This is a genomic window from Nevskia sp., from assembly GCF_051860985.1.
Classification (GTDB): domain Bacteria; phylum Pseudomonadota; class Gammaproteobacteria; order Nevskiales; family Nevskiaceae; genus Nevskia.
On record NZ_JBIMKV010000001.1, the window covers coordinates 184,176 to 203,870 of the forward strand.

Below are 19,695 nucleotides of genomic sequence, written 5' to 3' on the forward strand. Positions count from 1 at the left end.
ATCCGGGCACTGCAGTGGCAACGGCCCGCGCCGGCGGAATCGGCCTGCTCGACCTCGAATTCAGCCGCGACGACCAACGCGCGTCCGCCTCGTTCGAGCGCCTGCTGACGGCGACCGATGCCAGGATCGGCCTTCGCGTCGATCTCGGGCACTCGGCGCTGGCCGCTGCCTTGCTGTCGGCTGCCGGCGATCGTCCGCTGACCCTGATCTTCACCGGCACGCCGGCCCAGCAGGCGTCGCTGGCGGCCCAGCTGGCGCCCGGAGGCCAGCATCGCGTGCTGGCTGAAATCATCGATGTCGCCCACGTCGGCCAGTTGCCATTCGCCCACCACGGCATCGTCGCCAAGGGCCACGAGGCCGGCGGCTGGGTCGGTGCCGACACCAGCTACATCCTTGCCCAGAAGTTGCTCGGCAAGACGGCGCTGCCGGTGATCATGCAAGGCGGCATTGGTGTGCACAGCGCCGCCGCGCTGCGGGCGATGGGCGCCGCCGGCGTGGTCTTCGAGGACCAGCTGCTGCTGCTCGCCGAATCGCCGCTGCCGGAAACGCAGCAGAACGAGCTGGCGCGCCTGAACGGTGCCGAGACACGGTTGTTCGGCGAGCTGATCGACCTGCCCTGCCGCGTCTACTCGCGGCCGGGAACCGCGCAGCTGAAGGCTGCCGATGCCGACAACAACGCGGTGGAAGCCGGTGATCTCGCGGTCGCCGACTGGCGCGCCCGGCTGACGGCCAACCTTGGCTGGAACGGCGGCGAGCAGTTCCTGCCGATCGGCCAGGGCATCGGCATGGCAGCGACCTATCGCAGCCAGTACCGCAGCGTCGGCCGCTTCATCCAGGCGGTGCGCCGCGCCAGCACCCAGCACGTCAGCTCGGCGGTGGCGACCGGCTTCATGGCACCCGGCGGCGCGCTGGCAAAGTCGCACGGCACCACCTATCCGATTGCTCAGGGTCCGATGACCCGCGTCTCGGATTCCCCCGAATTCGCTTACCAGGTGTCGAAGAACGGCGCGCTGCCGTTCCTGGCGCTGGCGCTGTACCGCGGCCCGCAGGTGCTGGAGATGCTCCAGCAGACCAAGGCGAAGATGACCCAGGCTGACGGCAGCGAGCTGCCCTGGGGCGTGGGCATGCTCGGCTTCGTGCCGCACAGCTTGCGCGAGGAGCAGATCGCCGCAGTCTGGCAGTGCAAGCCGACCTACGCGCTGATCGCCGGCGGCAGACCCGACCAGGCCGCGCTGTTCGAGAAGGAAGGGATCCCCACCTACATCCATGCGCCGGCCCCGGCGCTGCTGCGCATGTACATCGAACAGGGCGCCAAGCGCTTCGTGTTCGAAGGCCGCGAATGCGGCGGCCATATCGGCCCGCTGGCGAGCTTCCCGCTGTGGGAGCAGATGATCGAAGTGCTGCTGGCCGACGTGAAGCCGGGCACCGAAGCCGGGTACCACATCCTGTTCGCCGGCGGCATCCACAACGCCGCCAGCGGCGCGATGCTCGCGGCGCTGGCGGCACCGCTGGCAGCGCGCGGCATGAAGGTCGGCTGCATCATGGGCACGGCCTACCTGTTCACGCGGGAAATCGTCGATTCGGGAGCCGTGGTCAAGGGCTTCCGCGACGCCGCGATCAGCTGCGACAAGACCGTCAATTTCGAGACTGGCCCCGGCCACTCGACGCGTTGCGTCGATACCCCGTTCTTCCGCGAATTCCGCAACGCGCGCAAGGAACTGCTGCGCGAAGGCGTGGGTGCGGACGAACTGCGCGACCGCCTCGAAGACATGAACATGGGCCGCATGCGCGTGGCCTCGAAGGGCCTGAACCGCGACGCTTCGGGCCAGATCGTCGAAGTCAGCGAAGCCGATCAGTACAAGGACGGCATGTTCATGATCGGCCAGATCGCGACCCTGCGCGACGAGGTGATCACGCTGGACGCGCTGCATCACGAAGTCACCGAGGGCGGCATGGCGATGCTGCACGCGGTGGCCGGCGCCAAGGCTGCCCGCAAGCAGGAAGCGAAGCCGTCGGACATCGCCATCGTCGGCCTCGGCACCCTGCTGCCGAAGGCGACGCTGGCCGACAAATACTGGGAAAACATCCTCGACCAGGTCTGCGTGATCGGCGAAGTGCCGAAGGACCGCTGGGACTGGAAGATGTACTTCGACGCCGACCGCCGTGCGCGCGACAAGGTCTATTCGCGCTGGGGCGGCTTCCTCGACGAAGTGGCTTTCGACCCGATTTCCTACGGCATTCCGCCGAAGTCGATGAAGTCGATCGATCCGATGCAGCTGCTGACGCTTGAAGTTGCGCGTCGCGCGCTCGCCGACGCCGGCATGGCCGATGGCGACTACGACCGCGAGAACACCAGCATCGTGCTCGGCGCCGGTGGTGGTCTCGGCGATCTCGGCACCCAGTACGCGGTGCGCGCCGAACTGCCGCGCTTCGTCGACATCGACGACAAGACGGTCTGGGAACGCCTGCCGGAATGGACCGAGGAATCGTTCGCCGGCACGCTGCTGAACGTCGCCGCCGGCCGGGTCAGCAACCGCATGGACTTCGGCGGCCTGAACTTCACCGTCGATGCTGCCTGCGCCTCGTCGCTGGCGGCGATCTCGATCGCCGTCAACGAACTCGAAGCCGGCCGCAGCAATGTCGCCATCGCCGGCGGCATCGACACCGTGCAGAGTCCGTTCGGCTTCCTGTGCTTCTCCAAGACCCAGGCGCTGTCGCCGGACGGCAAGCCGAAGACCTTCGACCAGAACGCCAACGGCATCGCGATCAGCGAAGGCCTCGCCGTGGTGGTGCTGAAGCGCCTCGCCGACGCCGAAGCCGCCGGTGACCGCATCTATGCGGTGATCAAGTCGGTCGCCGGCTCCAGCGACGGCCGCGCGCTCGGCCTGACCGCGCCGCGCCCGGAAGGCCAGAAGCTGGCGCTGAAGCGGGCCTACGCACGCGCCGGCTTTTCGCCGGCCACGCTCGGCATGGCCGAGGCGCACGGCACCGGCACGCCGGTCGGCGACAAGGCCGAAGCCCGCACGATCACCGAATCGTTGGCAGCCGAAGGTGCTGCGCCGAAGACGGTGGCGATCAGCTCGGTCAAGACCCTGCTCGGCCACACCAAGGCCAGCGCCGGCGTGTCCGGCCTGATCAAGGTGGCGCTGTCGCTGTACCACCGCACGCTTCCGGCGCACTACGGCGTCGAGAAGCCGATCGACACCATTGCCGACCCCAGCGCGCCGGTCTACCTGCTGAAGGACGCACGGCCGTGGATCGCCCATCCGGATCACCCGCGCCGGGGCGGCGTATCGGCGTTCGGTTTCGGTGGCACCAATTTCCATGCGGTGCTCGAGGAGTATCGCGGCAGCTTCGGCAGCGGCGGCGCAAGCGGCGCCCCGCGCTGGCCGCAGGAGCTGTTCGTGTTCCGCGCCAAGGACGAGGCGACGCTGTCCGCCGATCTCGGCCGCTTCGTCACGGCACTGAAGGCCGGCAGCAACCTCAAGCTGCGCGACCTCGCGCATGCGCTGGCCCGGCAGGCGGAAGGCCGGGTCGGGTCGCCGGTCAGCCTGGCACTGGTGGTGCGCGATTTCGCCGGCCTGCAGGCCGATCTCGACGCCGCCATCGCCAGCCTCGCCGGCAACGGCCGGCCGCTGCCGCAGTCGGTGCGCTACTCGAAGACCGTGCCGGGCACACCGCCGCAGCTCGGCTTCCTGTTCCCCGGCCAGGGCGCGCAGTACGTCAACATGGGCCGCGAGACGGCGCTGTATGTCGATGAACTGCGCAGCGCGCTGGAGTTCGCCGATCTGACGCTGCGCACGGAATTCCCGGCGCTGCTGTCGCGCACCATCCTGCCGCCGGCCACCTTCGATGCCGAGGCCGAACGGGCCCAGCTGAAGGCGCTGACCGATACCCGCGTCGCGCAGCCATCGATCGGCGCGCTGGCGCTGGGCTACACGCGGCTGGCCGAGCGTCTCGGCCTGCGCGCGGTCGCAGCCGCTGGCCACAGCTACGGCGAATACGCCGCGCTGCACGCGGCCGGCGCCCTGACCGCTCGCGATTTCCTCAAGCTGTCCGCCGTGCGCGGCCAGTGCATGGCCGAAGCCGCCGCAACCTCCGAAAAGGGCGCGATGGCCGCGATCCAGGCCAAGCGCGACGTGGTGGCTGCCGCGATTGCCGGCATCGCCGGCGTCAAGATCGCCAACCACAACGCGCCGGAGCAGGCAGTGATTTCCGGCCCGGCGGCCGGCGTCGAACAGGCCGCCAAGGCGCTCGAAGCCAGCGGCGTGCGCGTCACCCGACTGGCAGTGTCGGGTGCGTTCCACACCGAACTGGTCGCCAGCGCCCAGACCGGCCTGTCAGCCGCGATCGCCGGCAGCGCGATCAGCGCACCGCGCTACGCCGTGTACGCCAACACCACCGGCAAGGCCTACCCGGCCGATGCCGCCGGCGTGAAGCGCGTGCTCGATGGCCACCTGCTGAACAGCGTCGAGTTCGTGACCGAAATCGAAACCATGTACGCCGATGGCGTGCGGGTGTTCGTCGAACTCGGCCCGAAGGGCACCTGCGCCAACATGGCCCGCGCCACGCTGGCCGGCCGTGACGCGATCTGTGTGTCTCTTGACGGCAACGGCGGCGGCCTGCGCGGTCTGCTGCTGGGCCTTGCCGAACTGGTGGTGGCCGGCGTGCCGGTCGCCCTCGCCCGTCTGTTCGACGGTCGCGATCCCCAGCCGCTTGATCTGTCCAAGCTCGCCGAGCTGCTGAAGCCCGACGTCATCCCCAAGCACGCCTGGTGGGTCAGCGGCGGTTGTGCGCGCGCGCAGGACGACGCTCTGTTCCGTACCGGCTCGCTGCCGGCCTACGACGTCGAATCGCTGGCAGCCGAACAGGCCAAGCTGAAGGCCGCCCGCACCGTCATCGTGCAGGCGCCCGCTGCAGCGGCACCGGTTTCGTCCGCGTCCGCTGCTGCGCCGCGTGCGGCACTTGCCGCCAATCCCGCGCTCGGCTCGGAAGCGCTGGCCGCCTACCAGCAGACGATGCGCCAGTTCCTGCAGCTGCAGGAGCGCGTGCTGTCGCAATACCTCGGAGGTGCAGCTGCCGGTGCAGTCGCGCCGGCCCTGCCGACGCCGATGCCGGCACCGGTGCTCGCCGCCGCGCCAGTGGTGCTGCCAGCTGTGGCGACAACGCCGTCGCCGGCAATGGCTCAGCCAGCAGCTGCCGCGCGGGTCGAGGCGGTGAAGCCGGCAGTCGTCGCGGCGCCGGCGGCGGTCCGCTTCGACGCGGCAGCGGCGCTGCTCGAAATCGTCGCCGACCGCACCGGCTACCCGCAGGACATGCTGGGGCTCGACCAGGACCTGGAAGCCGAGCTCGGCATCGATTCGATCAAGCGCGTGGAGATTCTCGGCGCCTTCCAGAAGGCCTTGCCGGCTGCGGCTGGCGAGGCGATGCAGGCCGGCATGGAGCGCTACACCCGCGCCCGCTCGCTGACCGCGATCCTCAACACCGCCCGGGCCGATCTGGCTGCTGCCGGGACTACCGCCGAGGCACCTGGCGCCGCGCCAGCCGCCGCCGTAGCGGTGGCGGTCACCGTCAATGCCGCGCCCGCGATCGACCGCGCCCAGGTGTCGGCGCTGCTGCTCGGCATCGTCGCCGAACGCACCGGCTACCCGACCGACATGCTCGGGCTCGACCAGGATCTGGAAGCCGAACTCGGTATCGATTCGATCAAGCGCGTGGAGATTCTCGGCGCGCTGCAGAAGGCGCTGCCGGCGGCGGCTGGCGAAGCCATGCAGGCGGGCATGGAAAGCTTCACCCGCGCCCGCTCGCTGAACGCGATTCTCGAGGCCGCGATGGCGCTGGTACCAGCGTCGGCCGGCGTCACCGCTGCCGCGCCGGTGGCGGTATCGGTCGCGGTGTCGACGGCGGCACCGGTTGTCACCTTCGATCGCACCTTGGCGCAGGCGCTGCTGCTCGGCATCGTTGCCGAACGCACCGGCTACCCGACCGACATGCTCGGGCTCGATCAGGATCTGGAAGCCGAGCTCGGCATCGATTCGATCAAGCGCGTGGAAATTCTCGGCGCGCTGCAGAAGGCTTTGCCGGCAGCGGCTGGCGACGCCATGCAGGCTGGCATGGAAAGCTTCACCCGCGCCCGCTCGCTGAACGCGATTCTCGATGCCGTGGCTGCGATCGCCCCCGTGGCGGCGGCTCCGGCGACGGCGGTCGCGGTCTCGGTGGCAACGCAGGCTGCGGCGCCGGCGGCAGCCGGCCTCGACCGCACGACGATGCAGGCGCTGCTGCTCGGCATCGTCGCCGAACGCACCGGCTACCCGACCGACATGCTCGGGCTCGACCAGGATCTGGAGGCCGAACTCGGCATCGATTCGATCAAGCGCGTGGAAATCCTCGGCGCGCTGCAGAAGGCGCTGCCGGCCGTGCAGGCCGACGCGATGCAGGCCGGCATGGAGACCTTCACCCGCGCCCGCTCGCTGAACGCGATTCTCGCGGCGGCCGCCGCGCTGGCACCGGTTGCGGTCGCAGCACCAATCGCCGTTGCGGTGGCAGCTGCACCGGCAGCGGTCGCCGCCGCCGTAGCGGCCACGCTCGACCGCAGCACGCTTGCCGCGCTGCTGCTCGGCATCGTCGCCGAGCGCACCGGCTACCCGACCGACATGCTCGGGCTTGATCAGGATCTGGAAGCCGAGCTCGGCATCGATTCGATCAAGCGCGTGGAAATTCTCGGCGCGCTGCAGAAAGCCTTGCCGGCTGCGCAGAGCGATGCGATGCAGGCGTCGATGGAGCGCTTCACGCGCAGCCGCAGCCTGAGCGCCATTCTCGACAGCGCCGTGGCGCTGGCGCCGGTCCCGGCGGCGACGGCTGCGGTGTCCGGCGGCCGCGTGGCCTCGGGCCCGGTCGCGGCAGCCAGCCCGAGCGCCAGCGCCGACAGCATTCCCCGCTACGCGCCGCGCGCGCGCCGGGTGCCGCTGCCGAAGGCGCAGCTGGCGATTGCCGGGCTGTACCTGCTGACCGCCGATGACGGCGGCGTTGCCGATCTGCTGGCCGCCTGTCTCGACAAGGCCGGCGGCAAGGCGGTGGTGATTCCGGTGACGGCCGCCAGTGATCCGGCAGCGCTGGCCGCCACGCTAGACGGCCTGCGCCAGCAGCACGGCAAGGTCAGCGGCATCGTCCATCTGGCCACGCTCGACCGCGCCGACACCAGCGAGCTGGCTGCCTGGAAGCTGCAGAGCACGCGGCAGGCCAAGGCGCTGTTCTGGCTGCTGCAGCAGACGATGGCCGACCTCGGCCGCGGGCCGTCGGTGGCGCTGGCCGCCAGCCGCTTCGGCGGCAGCCTCGGCCGCGAGACCGAAGGCAGCAGCCTGCCGCAGGCCGGCGCCGCCGTCGGCCTGTTCAACTGCGCGACCCAGGAAATCCCCAGCCTGCGCGCCCGTCTGGTCGACTTCGCGGCCGATGCCTCGGCGCAGGTGATCGTCGACGCGCTGATGGACGAACTGGTGGCCGACGATGCGCGCACCGAGATCGGCTATGTCGACGGCGTCCGCTACGGCTACACGCACGCCGCCGAGCCGGTATCCGATCACCCGTTCGCACCGCACCTGACCCCGAGCGGCGACTGGGTGGTGCTGATCAGCGGCGGCGCCCGCGGCATCACCGCCGAAATCGCCGAGCAGATGGTGCGTCCGGGCATGCGGCTGGTGCTGCTCGGCCGCAGCGCGCTGCCGGGCATCGAAAGCCCGGCTACCGCGTCGATCGTCGGCGAGGCCGAACTCAAGAAGACGCTGCTGGCCCAGGCGCTGGCCGCCGGCCGCAAGCCGACGCCGGTGGAGCTGTCACGCGAGCTGTCGAGCCTGCTCGCCAACCGCGAAATCCTCGGCAACATCGCCAAGCTGAGCAAGGCCGGCGCGACCGTCGACTACCGCGCCTGCGACGTCCGAGATCCGGCCGCGTTCGGCGCGCTGATCGATGCCATCTACGCCCGCTACGGCCGCATCGATGCGGTGATCCACGGCGCCGGCGTCATCGAGGACAAGCGGATTCCGGACAAGACGCCGGATTCCTTCGACCGCGTCTACGACACCAAGGTCGACAGCGCCTGGACCCTGGCCCAGAAGCTGCGCCCGGACAGCCTGCAGCTGCTGGCGCTGTTCACCAGCGTGTCCGGCCGCTTCGGCAACACCGGCCAGTCGGACTACGCCGCCGCCAACGAAACGCTGAACCGCCTGGCCTGGCAGCTGCACCGGCAGTGGAACGGCGTGCGCGTGATCTCGATAAACTGGGGTCCGTGGGATGCCGGCATGGCCAGCCAACAGGTCCGCGATGCGTTCCGGGCCCGCAAGATCACGCCGATTCCGGTTGCCGCCGGGCGCCGCTGGTTCATGGACGAACTGGCTTTCGGGCCGCGCAAGGATGTCGAGCTGGTGGCGGGCGAAGGTCCCTGGGACCAGGATCGCGGCGCGCCGGCGATCGACGACAGCACCGCCGTCGCCGACAGCACCGCGCTGCCGCTGATCCCGCGACCGGTACGCATGGGTGCGGGCGGCGCGGTGGTCTACGAGCACAGCCTGAGCCTGCGCGCCGATCCGTATCTCGGCGATCACCGGCTCGACAACAAGCCGGTGATGCCGGCCGCCACGGCGCTGGAGTACATCGCCCAGTTCGCGCAGGCCGCCTGGCCAGAGTGGACGGTGGCCGAGATCCGCGACCTGCGGGCGTTCTCCGGCATCGTGCTCGACCATGACGGCGCCGAAAAGACGCTGCTGCTGAAGGCGCGCTCGTCGACCCATTCCGACGCCGGCTCGCAGGCGGCGACCATCGAACTGTTCGAGCAGGGCCGCAAGGCGCCGAACTACCGCGCCAGCGTGATCCTGCTGCCGAAGCTGCCGGAGCCGCCGCAGGTGGCGGTCACGTCGCTGACCGACGGCGCGCCGATGAACACCACGCGGATGTACGCCGAGCACCTGTTCCACGGCCCGCAGTTCCAGCTGGTGACCGAGGTCGCGTCGATGTCGATGACCGGCATCGACGCCACCGTCGTGGCGACCTCGCCGGGCAGCATGCTCGGCACCGCCGAGGCGGCCAGCACCCGCTGGCTGTTCGACTTCGGCCTGGTCGACTGCGGCCCGCAGCTGGTGCTGGTCTGGTCGCGGGTCATGCACGGCAAGACGGCGCTGCCGTCGAGCTTCGGCAAGGTGGTGCGCTATGGCAGCCAGCCGGTCACCGGCCCGATGACGGTGGCGATCCGCATGAAGCCGGCCGCCCACGAATCCGGCGTCCGCTACGACATGCAGTTCATCGACAGCGCCGGCCAGCTGCGGATGGCGTTCATCGACGCCGAAAGCACGATGAGCGCAGCGCTCAACCGACTGGCGGGCAACTCCTGAGCACCTCGGCAGCCAGCACGGCAGGCGACCGCCGCGTGAGCGCGCCGCTCGACATCGCCATCATCGGCATGGCCGGCGCCTATGCCGGCGCCCGCGATGCCGCGACGTTCTGGCAGAACATCCTCGACGGCGTCGATGCCGTCGCGGAAGCCGGGCCGGAATGGGCCGGGCCGTACGTCGATCCGGACGCCAAGACCAACGACCGCATCTACACGACGCGCGGCGGCTTCCTGCGCGATCTCGCCGAAGTCGACCTGAGCGAACTCGGCGTGATGCCGAACACGCTCGACGGCGGCGAGCCGGATCACATGCTGGCGCTGCGTTTCGCGCGCGACGCGCTGGCCGATTCCGGCTATCTGAACAAGGCCTTCAACCGCGAGCGCATCGGCATCGTCCTGGGCCGCGGCACTTACGCCAATCGCGGCATCCTGACCATGGTCCAGCACGGCATGATCATGGATCAGACGATGGACCTGATCCGCGGCCTGCGGCCCGATCTGACCGCTGCGGAACTGGACAAGCTGAAGGCGCAGTTCAAGAAGCAGCTGCCGCCGTACAACGCGGAGATGGTCGGCCTGCTGACGCCGAACGTGATCGCCGGCCTGATCGCCAACCGGCTCGATCTGATGGGGCCGAACTTCATCGTCGACGCCGCCTGCGCCTCGAGCCTGATCGCCATCGAACTGGCGGTGCGCGAGATCCACTCCGGCCGCTGCGACATGATGATCACCGGCGGTGTGCAGGCGCAGTGCCCGCCGCAGCTGTACATGCAGTTCTGCCAGATCGGCGCGCTCAGCCACGGCCAGTTGCGGCCGTTCCAGAAGGGCGCTGACGGCACCCTGCTCGGCGAAGGCGTCGGCGTGCTGGTGCTGAAGAAGCTGTCGCTGGCCGAGGCCGACGGCGATCGCATCTATGCCGTCATCAAGGGCATCGGCTCGGCCAGCGACGGCAAGGCCAAGGGCCTGCTGACGCCGCGCCTGGAAGGCGAAGTGCTGGCGCTGAAGCGCGCCTACGAATCCAGCGGCATCGATCCGGCGACCATCGGCCTGGTCGAAGCGCACGGCACCGGCACCCGGGTCGGCGACAAGACCGAGATCCAGTCGCTGACCACGCTGTTCGGGCCGAGAGTCGGCGATCTGCCGACCATCGCGCTCGGCTCGGTGAAGTCGATGATCTCGCACTGCCTGCCGGCCTCCGGCAGCGCCTCGATGATCAAGACCGCGCTGGCGCTGCACCACAAGGTGCTGCCGCCGATGCTGTGCGACGAGGTCGATCCCGAGCTGCACATCGAGAAGACGCCGTTCTACATCAACACCGAGGCGCGGCCGTGGATTCACGCCGGGCCGCATCCGCGCCGGGCCGGCGTCAATGCCTTCGGCTTCGGCGGCATCAACGCCCACGTCATCCTCGAGGAATACCTGCCGCCGGAAAGCCAGCGGCAGAAGATCGGCGCCGGCCTGCTGCACGTGCCGGGACATTCGGAACTGGTGACGCTCGCCGCCGCCAGCGTCGACGAACTGACCACCCTCGCCCAGCAGCTGATCGCCCACGCACGCGGCCCGGCGCGGCCGAGCCTGGCGATGCTTGCCCGGGCCAGCAGCCAGCATGCGCGCGGCGAACACCGGCTGGCGGTCGTCGCCAGCGACAGCGCCGATCTGGCCACCAAGCTCGACCAGGCGCTGGCCAAGCTCGGCCGCCCCGATCCGGCGCCGTTCAAGATCCGCGCCGGCGTCCACTACGGCCGGGGCAGCCTGCCCGGCAAGGTCTGCTTCGTGTTCCCCGGCGAAGGCGCGCAGTACAGCGGCATGCTGGCCGACCTGTGCCTGAACTTCCCTCAGGTGCGCGAGTGGTTCGATTTCATCGACGAGTCCTCGATCAAGCGCGACGGCCTGCGCCGCTCGCCGGTGGTGTTCCCGGTGCCGAACGCGATCAGCGCGGCCGTCCGGGAGCGCCTCGACGGTGCGCTGTACGAAATGGACGTGGCGGCGGAATCCGTGTTCGCGGCGTCGATCGGCCTGTACACGCTGCTGGAAGACCTGGGCTTCCGGCCGGATGCGATGCTCGGCCACTCGACCGGTGAAAACACCGCGCTGACCGCGTCCGGCGTGCGCCGCTACGAGCGCCGCGACGAGATCGCCGACACCGTGCGCGATCTGAACCGCATCTACCGGGAGCTGGACCGCGAGGGCCGCATCGTCGAAGGCAGCCTGCTGACCATCGGCGCCCTGAAGCCGGACGCCCGCCGCGAACTGCTGCGCCGGTTCGGCAGCGATGACAGCCCGATCCGGGTCGCGATGGACAACTGCCCGAACCAGCTGGTGCTGTTCGGCTCGCGCTTCGACATCGCCGACCTGAAGGACACGCTGGCCGCCGACGGCGCCATCTGCGCCGAGCTGCCGTTCGGCCGCGCTTATCACACCTCGCTGTTCGCACCGGTCGCCGACGCCTACCGCGAGTACTACGCCGATCTCGATTTCGGCCCCGGCAACACCGTGCTGTACAGCGCCAAGAGCGTCGGTCCGTTCCCGGACGACCCGCTCGACATCCGCGAGCTGGCCTGCCAGCAGTGGGAAAGCCCGGTGCGCTTCACCGAAACGATCGAGCAGCTGTATGCCGACGGCGTGCGGGTGTTCGTCGAAGTCGGCCCGAGCGGCAACCTGACCTCGTTCATCGGAGACACCCTGCGCGACCGCGACGACGTCGTGTCGCTGAGCACCAACAGCCGACGCAAGGCCGGCGTCACCCATCTGCACCAGACGCTGGCGCAGCTGTTCGCGCTCGGCGTCGGCTTCGATCCGCAGCAGCTGTACCGCCATCGCGAGATTCCGGCGCTGACGCTGCGCGCCGCGCCCGGCGCCGCGCCGAAGGTGAAGCCGAAGATCAAGCTGCAGATGCCGCTGATCCATCTGCCGGACGATGTGCGGCCGATGCCGGAAGCGAAGGTGATCGTCGCGCCCGCGCCGGCCGGCAGCGCCCCACCGGCCGCCGGGCCGGCCGCTGCTGCGCCGTCGGTCGCCGTGCCGCAGGCGGCGCCGGTCGCGCCGGCTGATCCACGCCTGGCAGCGCTGAAGTCGCACTTCGCGCTGATGCAGGAGTTCCTCGACAGCCAGGCCCGGGTGCTCGACGGCTTCGCGACCGGCGCGCTGGCGCCGGCCGATCCGGCGGCAGCCGAACGCGCCGACCCCGCCCGCCCCGATCCCGACCGCTATCCGCTGCTCGGCCGGGTGCTGTCGCAGGACAGCGCCAGGCTCGTCTGCGAACGCCGCTACGACCTCGCCTCGGACCTGTTCCTGCGCGATCACGCGCTCGGTTCGGCGCCGAGCGCACAGCAGGGCGAGCTGCTGGCGCTGAGCGTCATCCCGTTCACCTTCAGCATGGAAATCGTCGCCGAAGCGGCCTGCCTGCTGACCGGCGACGCACTGCAGTTCATTGGCCTCGACAGCTCGCGCGGCCATCGCTGGCTCGGCCTCGATGGCGGCACCCTGGACCTGCGCATCGTCGCCGAGCGCAGCGCGCCGAAGCCGGAGGAACCCGGCATCGAGCGCGTCGCGGTGCGTCTGTTCCAGGCCGGCGTCGGTGGCCCGGCCGGCGGCGTGCTGGTGTTCGAAGCGATCGCGCTGCTGGCAGCCGGCTTCCCGTCGGCCCCGGCCGTGCGGCCGTGGTCAGCGGCCGACAGCCGGCCGACGCGCAGCAATCCGGACGGCACGCTGTACAGCCGCGGCATGTTCCACGGCCCCCGGCTGCAGGGCGTGACCTCGATCCGCCGCTGGGCTGACGAAGCGATCGAGGCCGACATGGTGACGATCGCCACCCACGACTACTTCCGCTTCACGCAGCGGCCACAGTTCCGCACCGATCCGGCGCTGCTCGATGCCGCCGGCCAGGTGGTCGGCTACTGGTTGACCGAACGCTACACCTGGGGCTTCAACTGCTTCCCGTATCACGTCGGCAGCTTCCGCCAGTACGCGCCGATGCCGCCGGCCGGCACGCCGGTGGTCTGCCGCTGCGATGTGCGGATGACTGATCCGCTGCGCATCGAAGCGCACTTCGACGTGATCGACGGCGCCGGCCGCCTGCTGATGCGCGCCACCCATTGGGAGGACCGCAAGTTCACCGTGCCGGAGCGCTACTACGCGTTCCGCATGGCGCCGCAGACCGGCTTCCTGAGCGAGGCCTGGCAGGCCGACACCTTGGCCGCTGCCGGGGTGGTCGCCCGCCGGGTCGCCGCCTTCGACGACGGTTTCCTCGACCAGGGTTTCAGCATCTGGAAGCGGGTGCTGGCCAATCTCGTGCTCGACGACGACGAGCGCCGGGACTGGTACGCGCTGCCGGTCACCGGCCCGCAGCGCGAGACCTGGCTGCTCGGCCGGGTGGCAGCCAAGGACGCCGTGCGCATCTGGCTGCAGCAGACACTGGGCGTTGCGGTTGCCGCGGCGGACATTTCGCTCGCCGATGACGCCGCCGGCCAGCCGCAGCTGAGACAGATCACCGGCGTCAGCCTCGCGGCGCTGCCGTCGATCTCGGTCAGCGCCGATGGCGGCGATGCGCTGGCCGCCTGCTCGGCGCCGGGTCTGGCAGTCGGCATCGACTACCGGCGGCTCGACCGCAACGCCGCCGATGATCCGCTGGCGCAGGCGCTGTCGGCCGCCGAACGCAGCCGTTTCATCGCCGCCGCCGATGGCCCGGACGCGCAGCGCGGCATCGCCCTGCTCGGCGCGGCCAAGCGCGCTGCTGCTGGCGCCAGCGGCCAGCGCGCCGAGACCCAGCCGGCAGCCTGGGCGGTCGTCGACGGTGCCCTGCCGCAGGCATCGGCCCCGGTCGGCGCCGTGCTGGTGCGGCATGGCGGCGTCGATCACCCGGTCGCGCTGCACCTGCAGGCCGACACGCTGTTCGCGCTGTCCCTGCGGCCCTTGCCGGCCAGCAGCGGGCCGCGCCCGGCGATGGCCTAGTTCCTGCGTTAGCGGCACCTCGCCAGCACCTGACAGCACCGACCCTTTTCAAGCCGCACTTCATCCAGACGATTCAGGCAGACCCCAGATGACCACCAAGACCCTCTTCATCGGCATGGACGGCTGCACGTTCACCGTGCTGGACGAAATGACCCGCGACCTTCCCGGCGAAGGCGTCACCATGCCGTTCCTCGCCGGACTGATGGCCAAGGGCTCGCGCGCCAACCTGCGGTCGACGCCGAACCCGCTGACGCCGCCGGCCTGGACGTCGATCATGACCGGCCGCGGCCCCGGCCAGCACGGCGTGTTCGACTTCATCCGCGCCGAGGACAAGGGCGGCGAGGTCTACTGGACGCTGTACGACTCGCGCGATGTCGATTCGGAAATGATCTGGTCGATCGCCAGCCGCCAGGGCAAGTCGATCGCCGCGCTGAACTTCCCGCTGACCGCGCCGCCGCCGAAGGAGGTCAACGGCTCGATCGTGCCGGGCTTCATTCCGGCCAAGCATCTGCGCCGCAACTCCACGCCAGGTCTGTTCGAGCGCCTGAAGGAAGCGATTCCGGGCTTCGATGCCAAGGAACTGGCCTGGGACTTCGACAATGAGAAGCAGGCGCTGGAAGTGCTCAACGACAACGACATGGAGCAGTGGGTGCGCTACCACCTGCCGCGCGAAGAGCAGTGGTTCAAGATTGCCGAGTACATCCTGCAGAACGATGCGCCGGACCTGATGGCGGTGATGTTCGACGGCACCGACAAGATCCAGCACCAGGCCTGGCAGTTTGTCGATCCGGCGCTGGTGCCGGCTGAGCGCAGCGACTTCTACAACCGCATGCGCGGCGTCTGCCGCGAGTACTTCGCCAACGTCGACCGCTACATCGAGCGGCTGGTGACGATGGCGGGCCCGGAATGCCAGGTGTTCTTCGCCTCCGACCACGGCTTCACCACCACGGTCGAGACCCTGCGCATCAACGCTTTCCTCGAAGAACTGGGCTACCTGAAGTGGGCCGAGAACGACGGCTCCGAGCAGGCGATCCGCCGCGAGGCCAGCGACTTCGCTAACCTCGACTGGTCGAAGACCACGGCCTACTGCCGCACGCCGTCGTCGAACGGCATCCATATCCGCCAGTCAACCAAGCCGGGCGAGCCGGGCATCGACCCGAAGGACTACATCGCCTTCCGCGACAAGCTGATCGAAGACCTGAAGACGCTGCGCAACGACGACGGCGAGCCGGTGATCGTCGACGTGCTCAAGCGCGAGGAATGGTTCCCGGGCCAGCACATGGAGCGCGCCTGCGACCTGACCCTGGTGCTGCGCGACAACGGCTTCGTGTCGATCCGCAACCTGAAGCCGGTCGTGATCAAGCGGCCGAGCCCGGCCGGCACCCACCACCCGGACGGCATCTTCATGGCCTACGGCAAAGGCATCGCCGCCCGTGGTCTGGTCGACCGTCTCGACATCCGCGACGTCTGCCCGACCCTGCTCTACAGCCTCGGCCTGCCGGTGCCGAAGGACATCGAAGGAAAGGCGGCCGAGCCGTTCTTCACCGACAACTGGCTGGCCGAGCATCCGGTGAAGATCGGCAAGGCCACGGTCGGCGGCGGCGAGAAGGCCAAGGCCGAAGACATGGACGACGAGGAAAAGCGCCAGATCATCGAGCAGCTGCAGATGCTCGGGTACATGGAATAAGTCGCGGCACGGCGCGAGGCGAGAACGGACATGGACCGCAGAGAAGGCTTGTCGGCGAGCGACCTGATGGCGCTGGGCGTCTGCATCGACGAGGGCAACAACAAGGTCCATGACTTCCGCTTCGAGCGGCCAGCGATGATCCACGGCCATCGGCTGAAGAACTGCTCGATGGGCGCCTACGGCTTCTACAACGCCGCCGGCCTCGCCAGCGCCTACCGCACCCGCTTCGGCCGCTATTCGCAGGTCGGCGAGTCGACCATCGTCGGCCCGCCCGAACATCCGATGACGATGTTCAGCACCCATCCGTTCGCGTTCTCTCGGCCGTCGCACATGCCGAAGATGTTCCAGATGCCGGAGTTCGCGCGGATCTCGCCCGAGGAAGATGACGGCCCTTCGTGGGCGGAGTCGGAATCGCCGATCGAGACCGTCATCGGCCACGAGGCCTATGTCGGCGCCGGCAGTTTCGTGCGCCGGGGCGTCACCGTCGGCGTTGGCGCCGTGATCGGCGCACGCAGCGTGGTCACCCGCGACGTGCCGCCGTACGCGATCGTCGCCGGCTCGCCGGCCCGGGTGCTGCGCTACCGCTATCCCGATCCGGTGATCGAACGGCTGCTGAAACTGGCCTGGTGGAACTACGACATCGGCCCGATCAAGCGCGCGGTCGACTGGGCCGACACCGAGCGCACGCTCGACGTGCTCGAACAGAAGGTCGCCGACCGGCAGCTCGACAAGCTGATGCCCGAAGCCTATGCCGTCACCAGCACGGCCACCGGTTACAGCCTGACCCGGCTGTCCGCCCCGCTCTACTGACTCCACTCTCCATTCCGGCATGACCGCCACTGGCCTTACGGCCCACGACCTGATGCAACACGGCCTGATGATCGACTCAGGCCCCAGCCGGATCGGCATCGAGCTGCGCTTCGAGCGGCCGGCCTTCGTCTACGGCCATCGCCTGAAGGGCTGCTCGATCGGCGCCTTCACCTATTTCAACGCCGCCGGCACCAGCAGCGCCTACCGCTGCAACATCGGCCGCTATGCGCAGATCGGCGAGTCGTCGATCCTCGGCCCGCCCGAGCACCCGATGGACTGGTTCAGCTCGCACCCGTTCACCTTCACGCGGCCGAAGTACATGCCGAACATGTACCGCTTCGAGGACTTCGCGCGACTGGCGCCGGATGCCCAGGAAGGTCCTTCGTACGCGGATTCGATGCCGATCGAGACCACCATCGGCCACGAGGCCTATGTCGGCGTCAGCAGCTTCATCAAGCGCGGCGTGCGGATCGGCCACGGTGCGGTGGTTGGCGCCAAGAGCAGCGTCACCCGCGATGTGCCGGACTACGCCATCGTGGTCGGCTCGCCGGCACGGATCGTGCGGATGCGCTTCGCCGAGCCGCTGATCGAACGCTTCCTGCAGCTGCAGTGGTGGCTGTACGATCTCGCGCCACACAAGAACCGGGTCGATTTCTCGAAGACCGAAGCCACACTCGCCTACTTCGAGGAGCAGCTTGCCGAAGGCCGTCTCGAACGGCTGGTTCCGGCCACCTGTTCGATACGTCCGGGGGCAAGCGGCTACGATCTCGAAACCTTGCCCGCCCCGCTGTACTGACGCCGCCCACCGCTCCCCGACCCTGCCCGCCATGTCCGCTGCGCACGACACCTACGTCAAGCAACTCATCGTCCTGCTCGAGGACTTCACCCAGGACTGGGATCACGAATTCGAAGGCCGGATGAATGCCGACACGCGCCTGCTCGGCGACCTCGGCTTCGAATCGATCGACATCATCCAGCTGGTGGTCGCGATCGAGGAAGACATTTCCAAGAAGAAGGTCCCGTTCGACAAGCTGCTGATGAAGGACGGCCGCTATGTCGACGACCTGAGCATCGGGCAGATCGCGGACTTCCTCGTCGGCTTCGTCTGAAGCCTGCGCCATGCCGGCGGCACGCCGTCTCGGGGCCATCAGCTACCTGGTTGCCGACTACGACGAGGCGATCGCCTGGTTCACCGATGTTCTCGGCTTCACGCTGATCGAGGACACGCCGCTGGGCGGCGGCAAGCGCTGGGTCCGGGTGGCGGCCGATCCGTCGGCCGGCACGCCGCTGTTGCTGGCGCGGGCCAGCGACGACGCCCAGCGCGCCCAGCTCGGGCGACAGGCCGGCGGCCGGGTGTTCCTGTTCCTGGAAACCGACGACTTCGCTGGCGACCACGCACGGATGCAGGCGCGTGGCGTGCAGTTCCGCGAAGCGCCCCGGCACGAGCCCTATGGCACGGTGGCCGTGTTCGTCGACCTCTACGGCAATCCCTGGGACCTGCTGCAGCCCGCCGTCCACGCATGACATCCGCAAATACCGCGATCCGGAGCCCGCATGGCTGAGGTGCAGCTGAACGACGTCACCATCGCCTACCAGCAGATGGGCGAAGGACCGGACCTGGTGTTCGTGCACGGCCTCGCCGCCAGTCGCGCGTTCTGGTTCCTGCAGTACGCGCTGCCGCTGTCGAAGCATTTCCGCATCACCCTGTTCGATCTGCGCGGCCACGGCTACAGCAGCATGCCGGCCAGCGGCTACCGGGCGATCGATGCGGCAGCCGATCTGGCCGGGTTGCTCGACCACCTCGGCATCGCGCGCTGCCTGCTGGTCGGCCACAGCTACGGCGGCGGCGTGGCCCTGGAGTTCGCCGGGCTGCATCCGCAACGGGTCGAGCGGCTGGTCGTCATGGACACCAAGATCAACGCGCTGCAGCCGACCCAGCGGCTGTCGGATTCGCCGCATCTGTCGCCGTTCGAGATCGAGGTTGCCAGCCGTTCCGGGCACGACTGGCAGAACGAGCCGCAAGTCGGCCTGCTGTTTCTCGACGTGCTGGCGCGCTGGAAGACCAGCGGCGGCGGTTCGGAAGCCAAGGACGTGTTCACGCCGTTCGGCGAGGGCCGTGGCGCGCAGCGCACCGCCAAGCAGTTCGTGGCGCTGATGGACAGCAGCTCGGCGCTGCAGGAAGTGGTGATGCCCGGCATCGACGGCCCGGCGATCGCCGCGCTGCCGATGCCCTGCCTGTGGATCTACGGCGAATGGTCGCGTTCGATGCCCAGCTGCCGCGCGCTGCAGGCCCTGCGGCCAGCTGCGGAGTTCCGTCTGGTCGCGGAAGGCGGGCACTTCTTTCCGATCAGCAATGCCGGTCCGGTGCTCGCCTGGCTGCGACCCTTCTTCGGCCTGGCCGACGCCGCGCCATGAGCGGCGATGATGTCGAGAATTTGTAAAATGAGAACAAATCTCGTTTCGTCATCGCGCAAGGAAAGCTCATAAGCTTCGGCCTCCACGTTCTCAGAGGCCGTTCCGATGACTGATCGCAACCCGCTGTCGCGTCGCCGTTTTCTGACGCTCGCCGCTGCCGTCGCCGCCGTGCCGGTGGCCCTCCACGGCCGCGAGGCCCAGGCTGCCGACCTGCCGCTGGTCACCGCCGATGATCCGACCGCCAAGGGCGTTGGCTATGTCGCCGATGCCTCCACCGTGAAGAACCCGGCTTACAAGCCCGGCAGCGCCTGCGCCAAGTGCGCGCTGTTCTCCGGCGCCGCCGGGGCTGCCAGCGGTCCCTGCGGCATCTTCCCGGGCAAGGCGGTGTCGGCCAAGGGCTGGTGCACCGCGTTCGCGCCGAAGGGCTGATCGCAGCGCCCGAAGCCCGGCGTGC

9 protein-coding genes are annotated in these 19,695 nt (G+C 69.3%); all 9 read left to right on the top strand.

Annotated features, from left to right (window positions below; all coding sequences use genetic code 11):
• Positions 1 to 14: 14 nt before the first annotated feature.
• The 9 genes from ACTIGJ_RS00855 to ACTIGJ_RS00895 all read left to right on the top strand — a co-directional run bounded on the left by ACTIGJ_RS00855 (position 15) and on the right by ACTIGJ_RS00895 (position 19,670).
• Entirely contained in the window at positions 15 to 9,380 is a 9,366-nt protein-coding gene (locus ACTIGJ_RS00855; protein WP_439638378.1) for an SDR family NAD(P)-dependent oxidoreductase, read from the top strand.
• A 35-nt stretch (positions 9,381 to 9,415) separates the two neighbouring features.
• Positions 9,416 to 14,329, top strand: coding sequence for a beta-ketoacyl synthase N-terminal-like domain-containing protein (locus tag ACTIGJ_RS00860; protein WP_439638379.1), 4,914 nt, complete (start codon positions 9,416 to 9,418; stop codon positions 14,327 to 14,329).
• An 88-nt stretch (positions 14,330 to 14,417) separates the two neighbouring features.
• Positions 14,418 to 16,016 (top strand): alkaline phosphatase family protein, encoded by a 1,599-nt coding sequence (locus ACTIGJ_RS00865; protein WP_439638380.1) that lies wholly within the window; start codon positions 14,418 to 14,420, stop codon positions 16,014 to 16,016.
• 30 nt (positions 16,017 to 16,046) lie between these two features.
• Positions 16,047 to 16,826 (top strand): CatB-related O-acetyltransferase, encoded by a 780-nt coding sequence (locus ACTIGJ_RS00870; RefSeq protein ID WP_439638381.1) that lies wholly within the window; start codon positions 16,047 to 16,049, stop codon positions 16,824 to 16,826.
• 19 nt (positions 16,827 to 16,845) lie between these two features.
• A complete protein-coding gene (locus tag ACTIGJ_RS00875; protein ID WP_439638382.1) occupies positions 16,846 to 17,622 on the top strand; it encodes a CatB-related O-acetyltransferase in 777 nt (258 codons plus the stop codon).
• 31 nt (positions 17,623 to 17,653) lie between these two features.
• Positions 17,654 to 17,935 carry a phosphopantetheine-binding protein gene (locus tag ACTIGJ_RS00880; protein WP_439638383.1) on the top strand — a complete coding sequence of 94 codons (282 nt, stop codon included), beginning with the start codon at positions 17,654 to 17,656 and terminating at the stop codon, positions 17,933 to 17,935.
• A gap of 10 nt (positions 17,936 to 17,945) precedes the next feature.
• Positions 17,946 to 18,350, top strand: a complete 405-nt coding sequence (locus ACTIGJ_RS00885) for a VOC family protein (RefSeq protein ID WP_439638384.1) — start codon at positions 17,946 to 17,948, stop codon at positions 18,348 to 18,350.
• Between the two features lie 30 nt (positions 18,351 to 18,380).
• Complete coding sequence (locus tag ACTIGJ_RS00890) at positions 18,381 to 19,241, top strand: alpha/beta fold hydrolase (RefSeq protein ID WP_439638385.1); 861 nt, start codon at positions 18,381 to 18,383, stop codon at positions 19,239 to 19,241.
• A 105-nt stretch (positions 19,242 to 19,346) separates the two neighbouring features.
• Positions 19,347 to 19,670: a high-potential iron-sulfur protein gene (locus ACTIGJ_RS00895; protein ID WP_439638386.1), complete on the top strand. Its 324-nt coding sequence runs from the start codon at positions 19,347 to 19,349 to the stop codon at positions 19,668 to 19,670.
• Positions 19,671 to 19,695: the final 25 nt, after the last annotated feature.

Excerpts from the sequence above, each read along its gene's own strand:
- ACTIGJ_RS00890 (WP_439638385.1), top strand. The coding sequence starts at position 18,381 with ATGGCTGAGGTGCAGCTGAACGACGTCACCATCGCCTACCAGCAGATG.
- ACTIGJ_RS00885 (WP_439638384.1), top strand. The coding sequence starts at position 17,946 with ATGCCGGCGGCACGCCGTCTCGGGGCCATCAGCTACCTGGTTGCCGAC.
- ACTIGJ_RS00875 (WP_439638382.1), top strand. The coding sequence starts at position 16,846 with ATGACCGCCACTGGCCTTACGGCCCACGACCTGATGCAACACGGCCTG.
- ACTIGJ_RS00880 (WP_439638383.1), top strand. The coding sequence starts at position 17,654 with ATGTCCGCTGCGCACGACACCTACGTCAAGCAACTCATCGTCCTGCTC.
- ACTIGJ_RS00895 (WP_439638386.1), top strand. The coding sequence starts at position 19,347 with ATGACTGATCGCAACCCGCTGTCGCGTCGCCGTTTTCTGACGCTCGCC.
- ACTIGJ_RS00870 (WP_439638381.1), top strand. The coding sequence starts at position 16,047 with ATGGACCGCAGAGAAGGCTTGTCGGCGAGCGACCTGATGGCGCTGGGC.
- ACTIGJ_RS00865 (WP_439638380.1), top strand. The coding sequence starts at position 14,418 with ATGACCACCAAGACCCTCTTCATCGGCATGGACGGCTGCACGTTCACC.